Origin of the sequence: Micromonospora palythoicola (genome assembly GCF_036689795.1) — a bacterium.
Classification (GTDB): domain Bacteria; phylum Actinomycetota; class Actinomycetes; order Mycobacteriales; family Micromonosporaceae; genus Micromonospora; species Micromonospora palythoicola.
The window spans coordinates 21690-40360 of the sequence record NZ_JBAGKI010000036.1 but is presented as its reverse complement, the minus strand read 5'-3'; the positions used below and the strand labels follow the sequence as shown (position 1 = coordinate 40360).

Below are 18671 nucleotides of genomic sequence, written 5' to 3'. Positions count from 1 at the left end.
TGGCCGCGCCATACCTGCTGCCCGAGCCTGGTTCAGGGAATGGGTCGAGAGTGGAGCCGGACCGGATAGAGGACACGGGCGTGGCCCGCGCTACCGCTGGTGGGCAGGCGAACACGGGAGCGGACATGATCGAGGGTGACGACCGTCCGGTGCAGGTCACTCGATCAGGGGAGGCGACTGCAGACGGTCCCGGCTCGGTGGCCAACACCGGTGTTCAGCGCCGGTCCCGGACGTGACCTCACCGCTTGATCCGCCCGCGGCGGCCACAGTCACCGATTCCGGTGCCGCTAGGGCCGACCGGGCTGGTGTGGCCAACACCGGCATCGTCCATGGCGATGTCCGGCCCGAGTTTCACGAGCATCGCCACTATCATCCGGTAGCGGTGAAGTGGCCGGCCCAGGTAGGGCAGCCGCCGGTGTTGGCGTCGGCGTTCCAGCTCCGCGAGGGTGTGCGCGCGAGGATCCAGGAAGCACGTGATCACGGTGCTGATGTCGTGTTGACCCAGCACGATACCCGACCGACAGGGACGGGTACCCGGGTCCTCGCCGGTGAGGGTGGGGTCGGCAAATCGCAGCTGGCGGCGTGGTTCGCTCATCAGGCCCAGGTAGAGCGGACCGCGGATCTGGTGGCGTGGGTGCCCGCGGGCAGCCCTGAGCAGATCATCATCGGCTACGCGCGGGCCGCGCTGCGGGTCGGTGCCCCAGGCGCCGACGGCACGGACCAGGCCGCCGACGCCGCCGCCTTCTGCGAATGGCTGCACACCACCGACCGGACCTGGCTGATCGTCCTGGACGACATCACAGACCCGGCCCATCTGGTCGGTTGGTGGCCGCCGCACCGGCCGACCGGATGGACGCTCGCGACGACCCGACGCCGCGACGCCGCCCTGGCCACCGGCGGCCGGCAGAGTATCGACATCGGCGTGTACAGCCCGACGGAGTCTGTGGAATACCTGACCGACCGGCTCACCGAAGCCGGGTATCCCGGCCTGCTCGACTCGGGCGCGGGTGACCTGGCCGCCGCCGTCGGGCATCTGCCCCTAGCGTTGTCCCACGCTACCGCCTACATGATCGACCAGGCGGTTGGGTGCGTGGAATATCTGGCCCGATACACCGCCGCAGCGCGGGTGGCCGAGGTGATGCCCGCCGACAGCGACCCCGACGACTACGGCCGACCCGTGACGGTCACGCTCCTGCTCGCCTTGGATGCCGCCGACCGGGCCAACCCGGCCGGGTTGGCCCGGCACGCCCTGGCGTTGGCCGCCGTACTCAACCCCGACGGTCACCCCGACGAACTGTGGAAGACCTCCGCGGTCACCGGTTACCTGTCTGATCAAGCCGACCGGGTCGTCACCGCCGATCAGTCCTACATGGCTCTGCGGACGCTGCACCGCTACGGCCTGCTGACCCATGCCCCCGCTGACGGGCCCCGCGCCGTGCGGGTCCATGCTCTGACCGCCCGCGCCACCCGGGAAGCCAGCACGATCGACCCGACCGCCGTCATCCGGGCCGCTGCCGACGCGCTACTGCAACTGTGGCCTGAGCACGACCACGCCACCACCAACCTCGTGGATGCGCTGCGTACCAACACCACCACCCTGGCCAGCCTCGGCGGTGAGCTGCTGTGGCACCCTGACGGGCATCCGCTGCTGTACCACGCCGGCACCAGCCTCCTGCGTTCCGGGCTGCATACCCTCGCCATCGGCTACTGGCACCGAATGTTCGACGACGCGCTGCGAGTGCTCGGTGACCGGCACTCGTCCACAATCACCGCACACGCCAACCTCGCCGCCGCCTACTGGCAGGCGGGCCGAAGCGGAGACGCGATCACCATCCTAGAGAAAGTGGTCAACGACTCGGTGCGCGTGCTGGGTGACCAACACCCGTCCACAATCGCCGCACGCGCCAACCTCGCCGCCTCCTATCGGCAGGCGCGCCGAACCGAAGAGGCGATCACCATTGAAGAAAAGGTGGTCAACGACCGGATGCGGATGCTGGGTGACCAGCACCCGGACACAATCACCGCCCTCGCCAACCTCGCCGCCTCCTACTGGCAGGCGCGCCGAACCGGAGACGCGATCACGATCCTGAAGAAAGTGGTCAACGACCGGAAGAGGGTGCTGGGTGACCAGCACCCGTCGACAATCACCGCACGCGCCAGCCTCGCCGCCGCCTACGCGCAGGCGGGCCGAATCGGAGACGCGATCACCATCCTAGAGAAAGTGGTCAACGACTCGGTGCGCGTGCTGGGTGACCAGCACCCGGACACAATCACCGCCCGCGCCAACCTCGCCGTCTCCTATCGGCGGGCGGGCCGAACCGAAGACGCGATCACCATCCTAGAGAAAGTGGTCAACGACTCGGTGCGCGTGCAGGGCGACGAGCACCCGGAAACCTCGGCAGCGGTTCGTGTTTTGAATGCTTGGCGGGCCGAGGCATAGTCAATCTTGCGGGCGACTCCAGCGCTGCCTGCCACCACATCTGGTAGTCGAGTCGCCGGACTGCCGGTACTTGCGGCTAACCAATACCAACTGATCCATTCTCACCAGAGCTTTCTCTGGGAGCACGTCACCGTCGGCGGGACCGGACGCCGAGCCGCGCGTCGCAGGCATTGTGGCAGCCGATCAGCGGCAAGCGGGTTGATCCGGTGCAACTGTTGGCGTCGAGCCGTATTTGTCTGTGCATCGTCGCCGGCACTCTCTCAACCGGCACTGCCCGGTGTCGAGAATTCGTGTCGAGGGTGTTCGACATCGGCGTGCAGGCGTTGAGTGGTGATGCGATGAGCGCGACCTAGAGCGGCCGATCGTCGGCATCGTCCACGGAAGGAGTTCACCTCATGGATCCGTATCCCGGTCCCTTGATGATGCGCGCAGCCCCGGGCCGTGATTCGCCAAGAGGAATCTGCGCCTTCCGGTGGACCGCCAGCAAACGAGTGGTCGACCCTCGGGCGGTGGCAACTCTGGTCGACATGCTCCTCGGCTACGCACCTGTTGCCCCGGTGGTGGTGCTGGTCGGTTGGTCGTCGCTTCCCCCGATCGGCGGCCAACCGACCCCGGGTGCGCGCTGAACTGGGGCGACGTTCGACCTGACGCAACGGATTTACCGCGACGGTCCAGGTGATTCACCGGCCGGCGCGCCCGGTCCCACGAACGCTGGCGCCCTTGCGGCTCATAGGGATCTGTACCTCCGAGGCCACCCTGCGAGCCGCAGGACGGGAAGGAAGAGCGGTCGTTCGATGGGACGACCCTGGTGGATAGGAAGAGAGGCAGCACATGGGTGTCGGCACGGTAAGCAGCGAAGGCCTCCGGAACGCGATGGTCGACCAACTGGTCGCCGACCAGGAGGCGAAAGGGCTGGTAATGCGGCCCGAGGTGGAGGCGGCGCTGCGGACGGTGCCTCGCGAGGTGTTCACGCCGGGCGTGGCGGTCGAGGAGGCCTACCGCGGCGACAGCGCGGTGGTCACGAAGCGGCGCGGTGAGGAGACCCTCAGTTCGGTGTCGGCGCCGTGGTTGATCGCGGAGATGCTGGGTCAGGCGGCCGACGCTCTCGATGGCGGGTTGGCGGGCCGGCATGTGTTGGAGATCGGTTCGGGTGGCTACAACGCGTCTCTGCTACGCGAGTTGGTCGGTGAGTCGGGGTCGGTGACGACCGTGGACATCGACCCGGAGGTGACCGAGCGGGCGGTGGCGTGTCTGACGGCGGCGGGGTACGGCGACGTCACGGTGGTGTGCGCCGACGCCGAGCAGCCGCTGGTTCCGGGTCCCTGCTTCGACCTGATCATCGTGACCGTTGGTGCGTGGGACATCCCTTCGGCGTGGATTGGCCAGCTGGTCGAGGGCGGCGTGTTGGTGGTGCCGTTGCGGACGTTCGGGATGACTCGGTCGTGGGCGCTGCGTCGTGACGGTGACCGGCTGGTCAGCCGAAGCCAGCGCCTGTGCGGGTTCGTGGCGATGCAAGGCGCCGGAGCCCACGACGTGCGGTACGTCGACGTGGCCGACGGTGTGCATCTGCGGCTGGATGAGGGTCAGCAGGTCAGCCCGAACCTGGTGGGTGGGCTGTTGTCGCGGCCGCGGGAGCAGGCGTGGGCGGAGGTTGCCCTGCCGCCTCGGACTGTCCTGGCTGATCTGGACCTGTGGCTGGCGGCGCGTCTTGCCGCCGAGGTGGATCAGTTCGTGGTGCTTGCGGCGCAGCAGGAGGCCGTCGACGCCGGCGTCGTCGCGCCGGCGTGGCGGTTCGGTACGCCCGCCGCCCTGCATGAGGGCACGTTCGTCTACCGGTCGGCGCTGCGCTGGACCGATGACATGTTCGACCTTGGCGCGTGTGCCCACGGACCGGACGCCGCCGGCGCGGCCGGGCGGATGGTGGCGCACATGCGGGCGTGGGTGGACGGCGGCGAACCGGCTCCGGTGCTGCATGTCCTGCCCGCACGGACTCCCGACGGCGACCTGCCGGCCGGGACGGTGCTGGACAAGCGGCACAGCCGCCTCGTCCTCACCTTCACCCCCGCATAGGAAGGCACAGCGAGTGGAGACCACGGACCTCGACGAGTTCGACCTGGACATCACGCTGGTGGATGCCGGCCCCGCCGCCGGTGGGTACGCCACCAGCACCGACGACAACTGCGGCTCCGGTAACACGGGCTCCAACGCCTGCTCCGGCGGCAGCAAGTAACCCCTGTCCGCACCCTCTGTCGGGGCCCGGTGTCCGCCGACACCGGGCCCTCCCCTTCTGGTGGTGCAGCATGTTTCCTGCGACTGGTGCGGCATTGATCCGAGTCGCCGCCTACCCGAGCGGTCTGACCCTGCCCGCGTGGCCCGACCTGACCGCGCAGCGGCCGGAGCAGTGGCGGCAGTGGCTGACCAGCGTGTGGGCGCTGCCGGGGTTCGCGGAGGCCGTCGCCTGCGCCTCGCCGCACCTGGGCGAGCAGGTCACCCGGGCGGTGACCGGCGAGCCTGCTGATCCTGATCGGTTGCGGCGGCTGGTCGAGTCGGTGGTGCGGTATGTGCTGCGGTGGACCGGCCGGGCGACACCGTTCGGCACCTTCGCCGGCGTTGCCCCGGTCGACTTCGGTGCCCGCACGTCGGTTCGTTGGGGCGAGGCGCACCGGAGGGTTGTCCGGCCGGACGGGCGGTTCATCGCCGCGCACACCGCACGGGTCGAGCAGGACCTGAGGGTGCTTCGCGGGGTGGCGGTGGTGACGAACGCGGTGGGTTACCAGCGTGGCGAGGTGTGGGTGCTGCCCTGCGCCCGTGCTGACGGCGACCGCCGGTGGGACGTCGAGGTCCACCTGACCGGGCCGGTGCGGGCGGCACTGCACGCGGCGGAATCCCCGATCAGGTTCGATGACCTCGCCGCCAAGGTCGCCGGGCCCGCGTCCGGCAGGATCGGCCCGGCCGAGCGCATGCTGGTCTCACTGGTCGGTGCTGGGGTGTTGCTGTCGGCGGTGCGGCCGGCGATGACCGTCACCGACCCCGCCGCCCACCTGGCCCGCCACGCCCCGCTACCCGACCCCGGTGGCGGTGAGGTCGCGGTGGATCTGCGTGTCGATGTGTCGGTGTCCCTGCCGCCAGCGGTGCTGCGGGAGGCCGGCCAGGCAGCGGCGACGCTGATGGCGGTCGCGCCGCGGATGCGGGGGTGGGTGGAGTACCACCGGGCGTTCCTCCAGCGGTGGGGTCCGGGTGCGGCCGTGCCGGTGCGCGAAGTGCTGGCCGTGCTGGGCTTTCCCGCCGGCTACCGCGGCTCCACCCGGTACGCACCGGCGCTGGTCACCGGGCGGGACCGGCTGCTCGGGCAGTTGGCCCAGCAGTCGGCGCTGGACGGCGGCGCGGAGGTGATCCTCGACGACGACCTGATAGGCCGCCTCCGCGACGGCGATGATCGGCCGCCGGTCCCGCACACCGAGCTGCGGTTCACCCTCGCCGCCGCCACCGGGCACGACCTGGACCGAGGCAGGTTCGCGTTGACGGTGCTCAGCGGGTCCCGTCACGCCGGGGTGTCCGCCGGCCGTTTCCTGCACCTGCTCACTCCCACCGAACGGGCCTGCTTCCAGGACGTCTACCGGAACCTGCCGACGGTCCTGCCCGGCGCGGTCGCGGTGCAGGTGTCCGGGCCGCCGCTGGACGCCCACCTGGCCGCGGTTGCCCGCGCTGCCGGGGTGTTGCCGGTCCTGCCCGTGGGCGACTTCCACCCTGACCCGCCGTTCACGGTCGCGGACCTGGCGGTGACCGGGGACGGACAGCGGCTGTGGCTGGTGTCGCGGAGCAGCGGGCGGCCGGTCGAGCCGTTGCTGTTCAACAGTGTGTTGCTTCCGGGTCTGCAGCAGCCGCTGGTGCGGTTCCTGACCGAGATCGGGACCGCGTGGGCGGCACCGTGCGGCAGATTCGACTGGGGCTCCGCCGCCGATCTGCCGTTCCTGCCCCGCGTGCGACGTGGACGCAGCATCCTGCATCCCGCCCGCTGGATCATCGACCAGTCGGCTCTCCCCCGTGGGGTGGCGTGGCCGCGGTGGCGTGATGCCTGGCAGCGGTGGCGCGAACGCCGCCGGCTACCGGAGGAGATCCTGGTCGGCGACGACGATGGGCAGCTGCGCCTGGACCTCAACGACAACGCCCACCTGGCGGTGCTGCGCCGACACCTACAGCGGCAGGCCCGCACGGTCGTCACCGAGGCCCCGGGACCAGCCGGCTGGATCGACAACCGGCCTGCCGAACTCACCCTCACCCTCACCCACCCCCCACCGGCCAGCACTCCGCCCCGACCTGCCCGACAGGTGGCCTCGGTGCGGCATCGGCCGGGACAGTCGTCGTGGCTGGAGAGCCACCTGTCCGGGCGGGTCGAGGACATCATCACCGACCTCGCCCGACGAACTTCGCCGCTGCTGCCGGCGGGCTGGTGGTTCCTGCGCTACCCCGACCCGGAACCTCACCTGCGCCTGCGCATCCCCCTGAACGACGCAGGCCAGTTCGCGGTCACCGCCAGGACCCTCGCCCAGTGGGTACAGCGGCTGGAGGACCACGGCGTGGTGCACGACTACAGCCTGCACACCTACCGGCCCGAAACCCGCCACGGCACCGGACACACCCTCACGGCTGCGGAGGCGGTGTTCGCCGCCGACTCCCGCACTGTCCTGCGGCGGCTGACCGGTGACCGTCAGGCCCGAACTGCCGCCGGCATGATCGCCATCGCCGACTCGTTCACCGGTCACGGGCTGCGCTGGCTCGCCGACCACGTCCCCCACCACCGCGGCTCACGCCTCGACCCCGCCCAGCTCGACCTCGCCCGCACCCCGCACCGCGACGACGACCTGGCAGCAGCAGTCGCCGCCTACCGGGATCTGGCCGCCGCCGACGGTCTCGACCTCGACCAGGTGCTGGCCGACCTGCTGCACCTGCACCACGCCCGCATGATCGGCGTCGACCTCACCTCCGAACGGCACTGCCTACGCCTGGCCCGCACCATCGCCCGCACCCGCCCGGCACCGTCATGACCACCGGACAGTCCCTCGCCGACGGCGCCGCCGGCGTCGCCCTGCTGCACCTGGAAACCGGCAACCAGGCCGCCGCGTACGCCGCCCTACGCAAGGCCACCGCCCACGGCGTCAGCATCGCCGCCGGCGCCAGCCTCTTCTACGGCGCCCCCGCACTCGCCTTCGTCCTCGCCGCCTGCAACGAACCCGGCCTCACCCGCGCACGAACAATCGCCGCCACGGGCACCGCCACCGTCACCCGCCGACGGCTGCAGGCCGCGCACCGCCGCATCGACGCCCGCCAGCAACCCCACTACGCCGAGTACGACCTCATCCGCGGCCTGACCGGCCTCGGCGTCGTCCTGCGCCGCCTCGGCGACCACGTCCTGCTCCGCCACGTCCTGGACTATCTGGTCCGGCTCACCGAACCCGTCGGTGACCTGCCCGGCTGGTGGTGCGCCAACGGACCCCACCGCCACCAGCCACCCCCACCAGGAGGGCACGCCAACCACGGCATCGCCCACGGCATCACCGGCCCCCTCGCGCTGCTCGCCCTCACCCACGGTGACGGCATCACCGTCGACGGACACACCACTGCGATCACCCGCATCTGCCGGTGGCTGGACACCTGGCAACAGCACACCGAGACCGGCAGTTGGTGGCCGCAAACCCTCACCGTCGACGACCTGCACCGCGGCGCACCGGCCCAACACCAGCCGGGGCGCCCGTCCTGGTGCTACGGCACCCCCGGCATCGCCCGCGCCCACCAACTGGCCGCCCTCGCCCTGCACGACACCACCCGCCAACGCATCGCCGAGACCGCGTTCACCACCTGCGTCACCGACCCCGCACAGGTCGGGCGGCTCACCGATCGCAGCCTCTGCCACGGCACCGCCGGCCTGCTGGCCACGGGCCGACGCATCGCCGCCGACGCCCTCACGCCGATACCCGTCACGGACCTGGCATGCCTGCACCAAGACGCCGGGCCCGTGGCCGACGAACCTGCCGGGTTTCTCGACGGCACCACCGGCTGCCGCCTCGCCACCGCCGCGACCACCGCTACTGGGTGGGACGCCTGCCTCCTACTGACCTGAAAGTGGCCCCGTCATGACGCACGCCGCCTGGCAGCACGTGACCATCAGCTACCCCGGCCGCAGCCGCCACGACCGGGAACAGCAGGCGGTAGCGCACCTCAGCCGCGTGCTACCCGCCGCCGAGACCGCCGGCCTGATCACCGCCTGGTGGTTCATCCGCAAAGGACCCTGGCGCATCCGCTACCTACCTACCACGCCCACCGGCCATCAGCCGCTGATCGACCTGCTCACCGAGGGATGCGCGTGGAGCGGTGACATCTACGAACCCGAAATCCACACCTTCGGCGGCACCCAGGCGATGGACACCGCCCACACCCTGTTCCACCACGACAGCCGCCACCTGCTCACCTACCTCCACGACCGCCCCACCGACCGGCGTGAGCGCTCCCTGGTCCTGTGCACCGCACTCATGCGCGCCGCCGGGCTCGACCTCAACGAACAAGGCGACGTCTGGGCGCGCCTCGCCCACCGGCGCACCGCACACCCCCACCAGCGCCCCGCATCCGACGCCGACACCTGGGAGGCGTTCACGGGCAAGGTCCGTCACCTGCTCCTCGGCACCGCCCGCACACCCGGCGACTGGCAGGCCGCCTTCGAGACCACCGGCACGGCCCTGCACCGCCTACGCGCGACGGGACAGCTCACCCGCGGTGTGCGCGCGGTCGTCGCCGAACACGTGATCTTCCACTGGAACAGGATCGGGATACCCGCCACCACCCAGGCCACGCTCGCCCACGCCGCCACCGACGCCATCCTCGGCGGCCCTCCGGTGCCCCCGGGTGAGCACTGGCCGCTCCAGGTCGAGGCACCGCCGCTTCCAGCGACACCGCCAGCAGACTCCGAGCCGACTGGTGGCGACGTGTCTGCCCCGGCCAACGCGCGGCGTCGTCTTGCGAGCCAGTCGATATCCACTGCGATTCGTTAGTGTCGGCTTGCCGTGCGTCGAACACTGCCGCCGCGCCCGGGGCGACAGTCTCCAGATGGGTAGGCAGCTCATGATCGACCGCCAGCAGCTCCAGGAAGCAAGGCAGGAACTCGGCCGCAAGCTCGCCACCTGGCGTAAACGCGCCAACTCATTCAGAGTGATCTCGCACGGCAGGTCCGCAGCAGTCGCAGCACCGTTGCCATGGTCGAGCGCGGCCATCAGGTGGTGGACCGGGTCTTCTGGCGGCAATGTGAGTCACTCCTCGACGCCCAAGGCGAACTCATCGCCGCCTATGACGCCTACCGCCAGCTCGAGACCAGACACCGTACCGAGAAGGCCGAGGCCGCACGCCGAGCACGCTGGGCAACGGCGATGGACGGGGGAACTATGGCCGACGAACCCGAACCTGACCTCTTCTCCGGGGGCGAGCCCGAACGCGACGATCATCGTGTCGACGTGAAACCCGAGGACGTCGCCACCGCGATCACCACCGCCGGGGGACTCACCGAACCCACCGCCTGGCCCTGGCCCACTACGGTCCACCAGCCCACGGGAACGAACACGACGGATGCACAGTCACGACCGCACCCCCGGCCGCATGGTCGGCGTTGTCTTCGACGCCCGGCGGGAGATCGAGTTGCGACGGGGTTCCAATCGCAGTGATTCACCAGCGAGGGGTTCCAGGACGTCCTGGCAGGATCCCGACTAAACCGTCCGGCAAGCCAAGCTTGAGGTTTGTTCGGTAGGTTCTCCAAGCCGGTCTACTTGACGAGGGGGTCGAACGTAGATGAGGCGTGCGGCGCCAGCACTGCAGGAGGCGCTTGTTGATGGCCTGCGGAGTGTGGTGACATCTTTCGGCGACCGCCCCCCTTCCCTGCCGTCACTGGATCCGGGCTACCTCGTCCCGATGCTGGTTCACGCCGCTCGTCAGCACGGCAATCATATTGTTGATCATGTGCCTGCCTACAGCTCCGCCGATCACCAGGTGAACTGGTATTGTCTCGTGTCGGCACTTGCTCGGGTCGAAGGCTTCACCGATCCCTACTTCCACTTTGGCGCGTCGACGGATCCCGCAGCAGAAGAGGTGTTGCGCGCCTATCACTCGCTATACCTTGCGCGACACCAACTAGCTAGTCTAGAAATGGGTCATTGGGAGCTTTTTATCAATGGCTCTGGCATTGTCGAGATCGGCCTAACCCCGCCTGCTCGACGTTCCGCGTTGCACCTCGTCGCCAACCAGGCCGAGCGCTACATGCTCCCTGACGAAGTCGGCCAGATTCTGGACGAGCCCTTCACTGATGAAACGCGCCGAAGGCTGGTTGAAGCATCGCGACACGCCAGTCTTGCAGTGCTCCGCGAAAGCGACCCTGACGCTTGGGGTAGGTTATCGGCCGGAATCGGCTTCGACCTAGACGAGCTGCCAACGTTCCAGGCGTGCTTAATTGACCTGGCCGATTTGCCGCCAGCATGGTACAGTCAAGACGAGTTATTCGAGATATGGAACCATTATCGCCAGCGTGAGGCACCACAGACCTCGGATGCCTTTGCGGCACTGGTGGCCTGCCACTCAATTTCCCCCGATGAAGCGCTTTCGTGGAGCGCTACCGCCCCCTTGCTCAGATGTGGCGATCACTATATTCCATGGTTCTTCGGGTTCCATGGAATGCACCCGGACTTAGTCTTCCTGACGCTCTTGATCAGGCGTCATGAGCAGCTTTGGAGTCAGACAGTCGGCTCGACACTCGCTCGCGCAGCAGACTGGCTAGGGCGTAGGCTGAACTGCGGTGAACGCATCAAGTGGCGGGCCCGAGTTGCCGCTCCGGACGGGGTCGGCGACGCCGATTTGGTCCTTCTGGACACCACTACGGCGCACGTGGCTGTATTTGAGTTGAAGACAACGTTTGACAAGTTCCGCACCAGCTTCCAGATGAGGAATTTTGTTGAACAGCGTGTGGGATACGCGAGAGCACTAAAGCAGGCGGAACAGGCAGCGCAAGCCCTTCGATCTGGGGCCTGGCCGCTGCGGTCAGTGTTCGGCAAAGGCGCGCCGGAACGGCCAACCGAAGTGACGGCGGGCGTGTTGACCTGGTGGGACACATATAATCCCACAGCAGGTAGCCTTCGCGTCGTACCAATATGCAACTACGCCACTCTCGCCTATATTCTGGATCGGGCACACGGTGACCTGGAAGCTACAATCGCCACCATTAAAGAGCTGACTGGGATCTATTGCCCAGCAAGACTTGTAACGATCAGTGAGGCATCCGAGACCACCGACCGCATTCTGCTTGAGGTGCAATCAGCCTCTATCCCTCCCGTCAGCAGTTGGCCGGATGTCACCGACTTCACCCGTAACTTACTTGAAGATCACAGGCACTGGCCGGAAGATTGGAAAGATCGCCAGGATGAGGGGCGCTGGCGCATTTACCCCAAGATGGGCTGATGGTGGCTCGAGCGCGAGGCTGGGGTTTGCTCTTCTACCGCGTGAGGTGCGACGACTCGCTGTGGCGCTGCCGTGGTTCCAGCCGGTCAGCACAGTCATTTCACGGCATGCCAGTCGCTGTCGCTGGTAACGCCGGCATCATAGGCCCGGTTGGTGGTCCCCGCCGTGCCCTGGCACCGATTGCAGCCGCGACTGCCTCGGCGAGAATACTCACGAGTTGCGTGCTGGACCTAGGCGTTGTCCGGCAGCCGTCTGGGAGCGCTGTCGACAATTTCCAGGCAACCCTCCGCTGGCAGCCAGTACAGGTCTCTGATCAGGCCGTAGTCGCACGCTTCCGCAAGCAACCTTAGGTCGCGCCTTTCCCCAGCGGTCATGAGACGGACTCGCCGGAGTACAACGAGGGGCAAGGTTGGCATCCCCGGTGGAGGGTCAAGCGACCACTCGATCATGCCAAGGCCGCTTAGTGCCCATCGAAACAGACGAAACTCGGTCCAATCCGCGCGCCACTCGGGCCAGAGGCCAATCTTCTAGGTTGCAGAATGAATGATTCACGCCAACCTTCAAGGGATGGCCGGCCAAATTTCACTATGCGCTTCTAATTACAACAACGAATCCGGGCTCGATCCGTAGGCCAATCCCTCCGTGGGGGCCATAGTTCTGCTCGACCTGGACACCGACTTTCTCCGCATCGTGGACGAGGTTCTGAGTAACGGTAGCCTCTACCCGGAGATTGAAAGTCGGATTTTGATCGCCTAAATCCGGATTTCCTCTCAGAACGGTAGTGCCGTAACGCACCCAACGCGGGTTTGATGCATCCGGCTTGAGATGCAAAAGATCCTCAAGCACCTGCCGAGCGCGCGGCAGATCTCGGACGAATATGTCAACACCATGAATCGCTGATACAGGACGTTGTCTCACTGGGGCGACGATTGGTGCCCGGTACTTTGGAACTTCGTCCCTCGGCCATGAGAGAAAATACAAAGTCTGCCCGTCTTTGGTCTTCACCTTCAGTCTCCGGGCAACACCCTTGTTGCTCTCGACAGTCGCGACGTCCACCACCCGACCAGTACGACCACCTGGTATTTCCACCACTTGGTCCATCTCCGATTGGAGGACCCTCTCTTGCATCTGGCCTATCGCTCGCCGCGTTGGCAATGGCATCGGAAGAGGCTGAGCCCCATCAACGAGTTCGACTGATAGCCGGTACAGCAACTCGGCGTCCTGGAGCTGGCGACGGTACGGTGCTATCCATTCTGCGCCGACGGCTGCGGTCAGAAGACTAGCCGTCATAGAAGCCAGGGTGTCTGTATCGGCGCCCTTCAGCCGAGCAGCCATTTGTAACCCAGCGTCCGGGGCGGCGGCGTTGTACGTCGCCAGATAGGCCGCACCGACAGCGCACACGGTACCAGATCCTGTTTCTCGACCACGCGAGACACCGAGCTCTGCCATAATATCCGCAGGCGCCTTTAGCGAAGCCGGGTCGGCGGCAGCACTTGCCACCTCCAGCATCTTTAACACTTCCTCAACGGTAGCTCGCCACAGGGAAGGGTAGTCGCCTGTTGACTTTTCAGCCGCTGCAAGCCACTCGTGCTTTTGCGCCAAGATGCGAGGAACCCGCGACCATTCCATGCGTCGGCTAATTAACTCACCCAAAAGCCACCCATACGGAATTGGTGCGGGCTGTGAAATACTTATCCAGTGGGCGAATGCGTGCAGCAGCGCACCGATAAGTGCCCGCGGATGCCCGTGGGTCGAGATCGCATCCTCTGCAACGTCATCCGCGAGATCGTCGAAGCTCCGGGCACCCGCGTGCCAGAGGACATGGGGCACCACACGCATGGCCGCTCCGTTCGCGCCCGCGTTGAAGTACGTATCGAGTGTTGCTCCAGTCTCCCACGGAGGCGTGCCACTCGCCCATGCCCTGCACGCTCGCTTGACAGCAGCCCCCGCACCTCGTTCGTATGCCAGGAGAAACGGCAGCTCGACAGTTCGCAAGTAGCGCAACCAGTCACGGCCTGCCGCTGTGCGCGCTCGGGCTACAGCGATGACCATCTGGGTGTCATCGCTATACTCCCCAGGCTCGATCACTTCCGGCAGCGATCGAAACCTGTTGCCAGCGTTTCGCTCCCATCGGACGAACGGGCCGAGTGGAGCTTCGTCGGCGTCGTCGAAGCGGCGGGCCCGTCGTTCGAACGGCCAACCCAGGGCATCCCCCACGGCGACAGCCAGCAGGAGCCCCTCAAGTCGCGACTCCCGACGGTGCTCCACACGTTCACTCTGCCAGATACCACCGACACTCATGGGATCGGTCTTTCGGCTGGGCGCTCACCTCGCCGGACGGACGCACTGAGCGCGTATTTATCGAACAGCGTCGGTGCAACGATAGCTGGCGGAAGCGGATAAAGCGGGCGCAACATGGCATGTCGCGCGACTTCCGTCGCATGCTGTTGCTCGGTTCGGTAGATCACGGAGTGTACTGAGGTGATCGAGATTGGACCGGGCAGCTGCACCTCCGCCTGGTCGTCTGTCGGCCACCAGTCGGGATGACCCGGCAGACGAGTCCATGTCTGCTGGCCACGCACGGTCGACGCGAAGAGTGAAGCAAAACCTTCTACGCCAGCCTTCTGTCCACCTCCCCTGCCTCGGGCAGCGTTGTAGGGGAAGAAGCGGACTCCCGCCTGGTCAAGCAGCGCAAGATCAAGCGTCAAGATCACCCAGTCCAGGAAATGCGGATCATTCACCCTGATACGATCAAGATACCAGGTATTGGGATATTCGATTGAGCAGCATACGTGAGAAAGGCCGCCATCAAACCGACTCATGTCGTTTTGCTTGAATGTAGCTCCCTGCGCAGCCAACTCTGCCGTTCCCTGGATTACGCCCGCGTCAAGCATCTGTGCGAAATTCCGCGCAGGCGTGAAGTGGCACAGCCTGCGTATCCCAAGCCGACGTGCAAAATCTGCGATAGTCACTTCGGTGTCGTCCTTTGAAAAAGGCTGGGGTCCGTCGGCAGTAGCGAGGTCAGTTTGCCGGAATACATGATGTGCAACCGGACCTTTGCCCTAGTCAATGCCACATATAGCAGCCGCGCCTCGCGAGACATCGCCTCACCCGGACCGTGGGCCTCAACTTCCACAGGGTCGGGCAGCAGGTCGTGGTCGCAGAAGGGGATGATCACCGCATCGAACTCGAGGCCTTTTGCCGCGTGGTAGGTGCCGTAGAAGACGTTCGGTCCCAAGGGCCAAGTCGTCAGCTTCTTGTGAAGGCGTGTGGCGAAGGGTAGTTGGGCAGAAACGTCAGCGTCATGTTCCCTCTTGCGGAACAGAACTGCAACTGTCATGGAGCGCCCGAGTCGCCTGGCGAGCTCGATCGCCTCCCTGAACTGGGTCGGACGATCAGGATATTCCACTAGAACTGGCAGTGGACCATCTGCCTTTACTATCTTAGGTTCAACAAGATCAACGTCGTCCCGGAAGAACGGCATGTTGGATAGCGCAACCGCAAGCCTGGCGATCTGCGGAGTATTTCGATAGTTTTGCTCGAATTGGACTGCGCCGTTTCGGACATTCAAGCCGAGACTCTTCCATGACAGCCGCCGCCCATACATCTGCTGTGCATAGTCGCCGAAGAACGTGACTGTTCCGTTAGAGCCTACCGCCGCTGCAAGGCTCCGAATCATCTCGGGAGAAAAATCTTGCCCTTCGTCGACAACAACGTGCCGATAGCGGCGAGGACTTTCGTCCTCCTCGAATGCCTTTCGAGCAGCGAGAGCAAGGTCGTCCCAATCGTACCGCTTTCCCAATTCTCGGCGTAGGCGCCAGTACGCCTCCCGTACGGCGTAAACGTACGGCCGATCAGCCGGCATGAGCGGACGACCGCGTCCGATGCGATCTGCGTTGATGTAGGTCTGCTCGTCCGTCACTCCGTGCCCGGCAAGCCAATGGAACTCATCCTCGAAGAAGCGAAGCGGGCGCTTCAACACGCCAACTCCCGGGTACCGTCGTTGAACTTCGGCGATCGCGTTCTCGATAAGTTGATATTTCTCACCGTCGACGATGTCCCGCCGTCCCATCATCCCACGCGAGGCCAGGTAACCCTTCGCGAATGTGTGATAGTTCTCTACCACAAGGTTCGGAGTCCGCGACACCATGTTACGGCGTAAGAAAGTCACAAGAGCCTTGTTGAAGGTGACCAACAGAGTAGGCCCCGCGATCTTGGGAGCATGGTTGGCCAACCACATTGCTCTCGTGACCGCCATGGTCGTCTTCCCACTGCCAGCCGTGCCCAACACCACTACGTGGCCACTGTCCCGTAGGTAGACCACGTTCTTCTGTGCGCCGACCGGCTCAGGAAGGTTCGAGGGCATTGGTACATCATCTCGTAACGAAGCGGCCACTGGGGAGCCCTGCAGCCGCCTAACGAGCCCTGGCCTGTCGTCCAGCGGACACAAAGGATTGCCCACATCGTCTTGACGCTCGCGCCGACTTATGCAAACTTGCGCCTGCGGGGCGAGTGGCCGCCTGTGGCTGCTCCGGTGCCAGGCATCGGGTTCGCAAGCCCCGGTTATAAGCAAGATCGGCGCCGCTACGCAGGGAAACACCGCTGTCACGGGGTCAACGCCCAGGTCATCGCTAATGCCGCCGGCCGGCTGGCCTGGTTCTCACCCGCATTGCGCGGCTCGATTCACGACCTGACCGCTGCCCGCCACCACGGCATCATCGACGCGCTCACCGACGCAGAGGTGATGCCTTCGCCGACAAGGCTACCGCGGCGCTCGAGGCACCGTCATCATCCCCTTCTATGGCCGAAACCTGCCCGAACCCATGCGCGAGGTCAACCGCTCCCATGCCAGATCCGCGCCATCGGCGAACGCGCCATCGCCACCGTCAAGACCTGGAAACTTCTGACCAAGCTGCACTGCTGCCCGCGCCGCGCCACCGCCCTGCTCGCCGCGATCTTCGTCCTTCAGCTCGTGAAAGAGCAGCGCTGCCCGGCTTGAGAACGACTTCATCGCCACAGTTCCCCTCAACCGAGTACCTCACTGTGGCGTTGCGCAAGCAGCAGACCTCAGGCTCGGATGACTGAGCAACACGGTGGCCATGCCCTGAGCAGAATCGCTCGCTTCCCGATCGGTGCTGCGGGCAGGCTGTCGAGATGAGAGCGAGCTTCAGCGGTGAGGTGGCGACGTACTACGCAAGGCACCGACGCGGTTACCCGCCCGAGGTGCTCGACGCCCTCGTCGAAGCGTTCGGCCTCGCCGCCGCAGACACGGTGGTTGACCTCGGCTGCGGCACCGGCCAGTTGACCCTCCCGCTCGCCGCCAGGGTCGGGTCCGTCATCGGCGTGGACCCGGAGCCGGACATGCTGGCCCTGGCCCGCCAAGCCGCCCTCAACGCCGCAAGAGCCAACACCGCCTGGTTGCTCGGCGATGACAGCGACCTGCCCGCGCTGGGCCGGCTTCTCGGCGACCGGACGATCGGCGCGCTCACCGTCGCTGTCGCCATCCACTTCATGGACCGCGACGCGCTGTTCCGGGCCATCCGGCCGCTGCTGCGTCCGGGCGGCGGCGTCGCCGTGATCACGAACGGCGCACCGCTGTGGTCGCAGGACGCCGAGTGGTCCGGGACGCTGCGCAAATGCATGGAACGGCTGCTCGGGCACCCCGTCACGGCGACGTGCCAAACCGACGAGGCCGGCCGCCGACGCAACCAGGACGCCCTCGTCAGCGCCGGCTACCGATACGCGGAGTCGTCGGTACAGTACGACGCACCGCTCACCGTCGACGACATGGTTGGCGGCGTCTTCTCCGCCATGTCGGCCGACCGGCTGCCCTCCCCGCAGGGCCGAGCCACCTTCACCGCCGAGGTCCGCGACGCCCTCGGAGGGCGCGACAAGGTCACCGAGCGGATCCGTGTCTGGCTGCAGATCGGTACGGCCGATTGAGAGCCGCGCCTCTCCCAACTACAGCTTCCCACCACACTGCCCTCGTCGTTCCAATCGTCCAAGAGCCTCACCAGTCAGGTTGAAAACAGCTCAGTGTGCTGGTTGAGTACCGCGAGGCTGGTCGCGAACGAGGCGGTCAGGCTGTCCAGGACCGCTTTGCCCTTGGCGGCCGTGGCGAGCGAGGGCTTGCCGATGACGCCGTTGTCGGTGTAGCCGCGCATCCCTAGCACCAGAAGGTCCGGGCGATCGGCGAGATGGTCAGCGCTCTGGTAGCCGGGCCGGACGAGTTCGGGGCAGAGGTGCAGAAGAAGGGAGGTTTCGATCTCACCGGCGTGCATGTCGTCGTGACCGGTACTGCCCAGCCCTGCCTGCTGGCGGGCGGTCTCCCAGTCCTGCCGCCGCGGGTACAGGGCCATGCGGCGTGCTCCGACATTTGCTTCCTGCACGACGTTGGACAGCACGTAGTTTCCCCCGTGGCCGTTGACCAGGACGAGACGGTCGACGCCCGCCCGGCGCAGCGACTCGACGACGTCAGTGATGATCAGGGTCAGGGTGGACGAGCGGATACTCACCGAACCCGGCCATCCGGTGTGTTCCTGGGAGCAGCTGATGGTTACCGGTGGCAGCAGCAAAAGGTCGTACTCGGTGGCAACGGCCTTCGCGACGGCGCAGGCCACGATCGTGTCTGTGATCAACGGAAGATGATCACCGTGCTGCTCGAAACTGCCCACCGGAAGTACGGCGACGTCCGCAGCTCGGGTGGCCTCGTCCGTGGTCGTCGCGGTGGAGATCAGATCCATGA

The 18671-nt window shown here is 66.4% G+C and carries 13 protein-coding genes and 1 pseudogene; 10 read left to right on the top strand and 4 right to left on the bottom strand.

All coding sequences use genetic code 11. The features are described 5' to 3' along the window. Positions 1-307: 307 nt before the first annotated feature. The 8 genes from V5O40_RS17255 to V5O40_RS17220 all read left to right on the top strand — a co-directional run bounded on the left by V5O40_RS17255 (position 308) and on the right by V5O40_RS17220 (position 11926). Entirely contained in the window at positions 308-2440 is a 2133-nt protein-coding gene (locus V5O40_RS17255) for a tetratricopeptide repeat protein (RefSeq protein ID WP_332906400.1), read from the top strand. An 873-nt stretch (positions 2441-3313) separates the two neighbouring features. Further along, on the top strand, positions 3314-4510 hold the full coding sequence (fxlM, locus tag V5O40_RS17250) for a methyltransferase, FxLD system (protein ID WP_332906399.1): 1197 nt from the start codon (positions 3314-3316) through the stop codon (positions 4508-4510). A 13-nt stretch (positions 4511-4523) separates the two neighbouring features. Continuing rightward, positions 4524-4670, top strand: a complete 147-nt coding sequence (locus tag V5O40_RS17245; RefSeq protein ID WP_281582658.1) for an FxLD family lanthipeptide — start codon at positions 4524-4526, stop codon at positions 4668-4670. Positions 4671-4740: 70 nt separating this feature from the next. Next, positions 4741-7485, top strand: coding sequence for a lantibiotic dehydratase (locus V5O40_RS17240; RefSeq protein WP_332906398.1), 2745 nt, complete (start codon positions 4741-4743; stop codon positions 7483-7485). Then, on the top strand, positions 7482-8558 hold the full coding sequence (locus V5O40_RS17235; RefSeq protein ID WP_332906397.1) for a lanthionine synthetase C family protein: 1077 nt from the start codon (positions 7482-7484) through the stop codon (positions 8556-8558). Before V5O40_RS17240 ends, V5O40_RS17235 begins: the two co-directional genes overlap by 4 nt. A gap of 13 nt (positions 8559-8571) precedes the next feature. Beyond that, the gene (locus tag V5O40_RS17230; protein WP_332906396.1) at positions 8572-9483 is read left to right on the top strand and encodes a thiopeptide-type bacteriocin biosynthesis protein; all 912 of its coding nucleotides are present in this window, start codon (positions 8572-8574) and stop codon (positions 9481-9483) included. A gap of 201 nt (positions 9484-9684) precedes the next feature. Further along, positions 9685-10146 carry a hypothetical protein gene (locus V5O40_RS17225; RefSeq protein WP_332906395.1) on the top strand — a complete coding sequence of 154 codons (462 nt, stop codon included), beginning with the start codon at positions 9685-9687 and terminating at the stop codon, positions 10144-10146. 124 nt (positions 10147-10270) lie between these two features. Then, a complete protein-coding gene (locus V5O40_RS17220; RefSeq protein WP_332906394.1) occupies positions 10271-11926 on the top strand; it encodes a hypothetical protein in 1656 nt (551 codons plus the stop codon). Positions 11927-12511: 585 nt separating this feature from the next. Here the strand turns inward: V5O40_RS17220 and V5O40_RS17215 are convergent. Genes V5O40_RS17215 through V5O40_RS17205 form a run of 3 tightly spaced genes read right to left on the bottom strand, consistent with a single transcriptional unit; the run spans position 12512 to position 16292 of the window. Next, on the bottom strand, positions 12512-14227 hold the full coding sequence (locus V5O40_RS17215; RefSeq protein WP_332906393.1) for an ADP-ribosylglycohydrolase family protein: 1716 nt from the start codon (positions 14225-14227) through the stop codon (positions 12512-12514). Then, positions 14224-14898: a DarT ssDNA thymidine ADP-ribosyltransferase family protein gene (locus V5O40_RS17210; protein ID WP_332906392.1), complete on the bottom strand. Its 675-nt coding sequence runs from the start codon at positions 14896-14898 to the stop codon at positions 14224-14226. The genes V5O40_RS17215 and V5O40_RS17210 overlap by 4 nt, the downstream gene beginning before the upstream one ends. Beyond that, on the bottom strand, positions 14895-16292 hold the full coding sequence (locus V5O40_RS17205; protein WP_332906391.1) for a 3'-5' exonuclease: 1398 nt from the start codon (positions 16290-16292) through the stop codon (positions 14895-14897). The genes V5O40_RS17210 and V5O40_RS17205 overlap by 4 nt, the downstream gene beginning before the upstream one ends. Before the next feature lie 210 nt (positions 16293-16502). Between V5O40_RS17205 and V5O40_RS17200 the strand changes: the two are divergent. After that, positions 16503-16925: pseudogene (locus tag V5O40_RS17200) on the top strand (transposase family protein); the annotation flags it as partial. 155 nt (positions 16926-17080) lie between these two features. Continuing rightward, positions 17081-17869 (top strand): class I SAM-dependent methyltransferase, encoded by a 789-nt coding sequence (locus tag V5O40_RS17195; protein WP_332906390.1) that lies wholly within the window; start codon positions 17081-17083, stop codon positions 17867-17869. A 74-nt stretch (positions 17870-17943) separates the two neighbouring features. Here V5O40_RS17195 and V5O40_RS17190 read toward each other — a convergent pair whose 3' ends face one another. Further along, complete coding sequence (locus V5O40_RS17190; RefSeq protein ID WP_332906389.1) at positions 17944-18669, bottom strand: creatininase family protein; 726 nt, start codon at positions 18667-18669, stop codon at positions 17944-17946. Positions 18670-18671 lie beyond the last annotated feature (2 nt).

Bases quoted from the DNA above. Each gene is read 5' to 3' on its own strand.
- fxlM (WP_332906399.1), top strand. From the start codon at position 3,314: ATGGTCGACCAACTGGTCGCCGACCAGGAGGCGAAAGGGCTGGTAATG.
- V5O40_RS17240 (WP_332906398.1), top strand. From the start codon at position 4,741: ATGTTTCCTGCGACTGGTGCGGCATTGATCCGAGTCGCCGCCTACCCG.
- V5O40_RS17235 (WP_332906397.1), top strand. From the start codon at position 7,482: ATGACCACCGGACAGTCCCTCGCCGACGGCGCCGCCGGCGTCGCCCTG.
- V5O40_RS17230 (WP_332906396.1), top strand. From the start codon at position 8,572: ATGACGCACGCCGCCTGGCAGCACGTGACCATCAGCTACCCCGGCCGC.
- V5O40_RS17225 (WP_332906395.1), top strand. From the start codon at position 9,685: ATGGTCGAGCGCGGCCATCAGGTGGTGGACCGGGTCTTCTGGCGGCAA.
- V5O40_RS17220 (WP_332906394.1), top strand. From the start codon at position 10,271: ATGAGGCGTGCGGCGCCAGCACTGCAGGAGGCGCTTGTTGATGGCCTG.
- V5O40_RS17215 (WP_332906393.1), bottom strand. From the start codon at position 14,227: ATGAGTGTCGGTGGTATCTGGCAGAGTGAACGTGTGGAGCACCGTCGG.
- V5O40_RS17205 (WP_332906391.1), bottom strand. From the start codon at position 16,292: ATGCCCTCGAACCTTCCTGAGCCGGTCGGCGCACAGAAGAACGTGGTC.
- V5O40_RS17195 (WP_332906390.1), top strand. From the start codon at position 17,081: ATGAGAGCGAGCTTCAGCGGTGAGGTGGCGACGTACTACGCAAGGCAC.
- V5O40_RS17190 (WP_332906389.1), bottom strand. From the start codon at position 18,669: ATGGATCTGATCTCCACCGCGACGACCACGGACGAGGCCACCCGAGCT.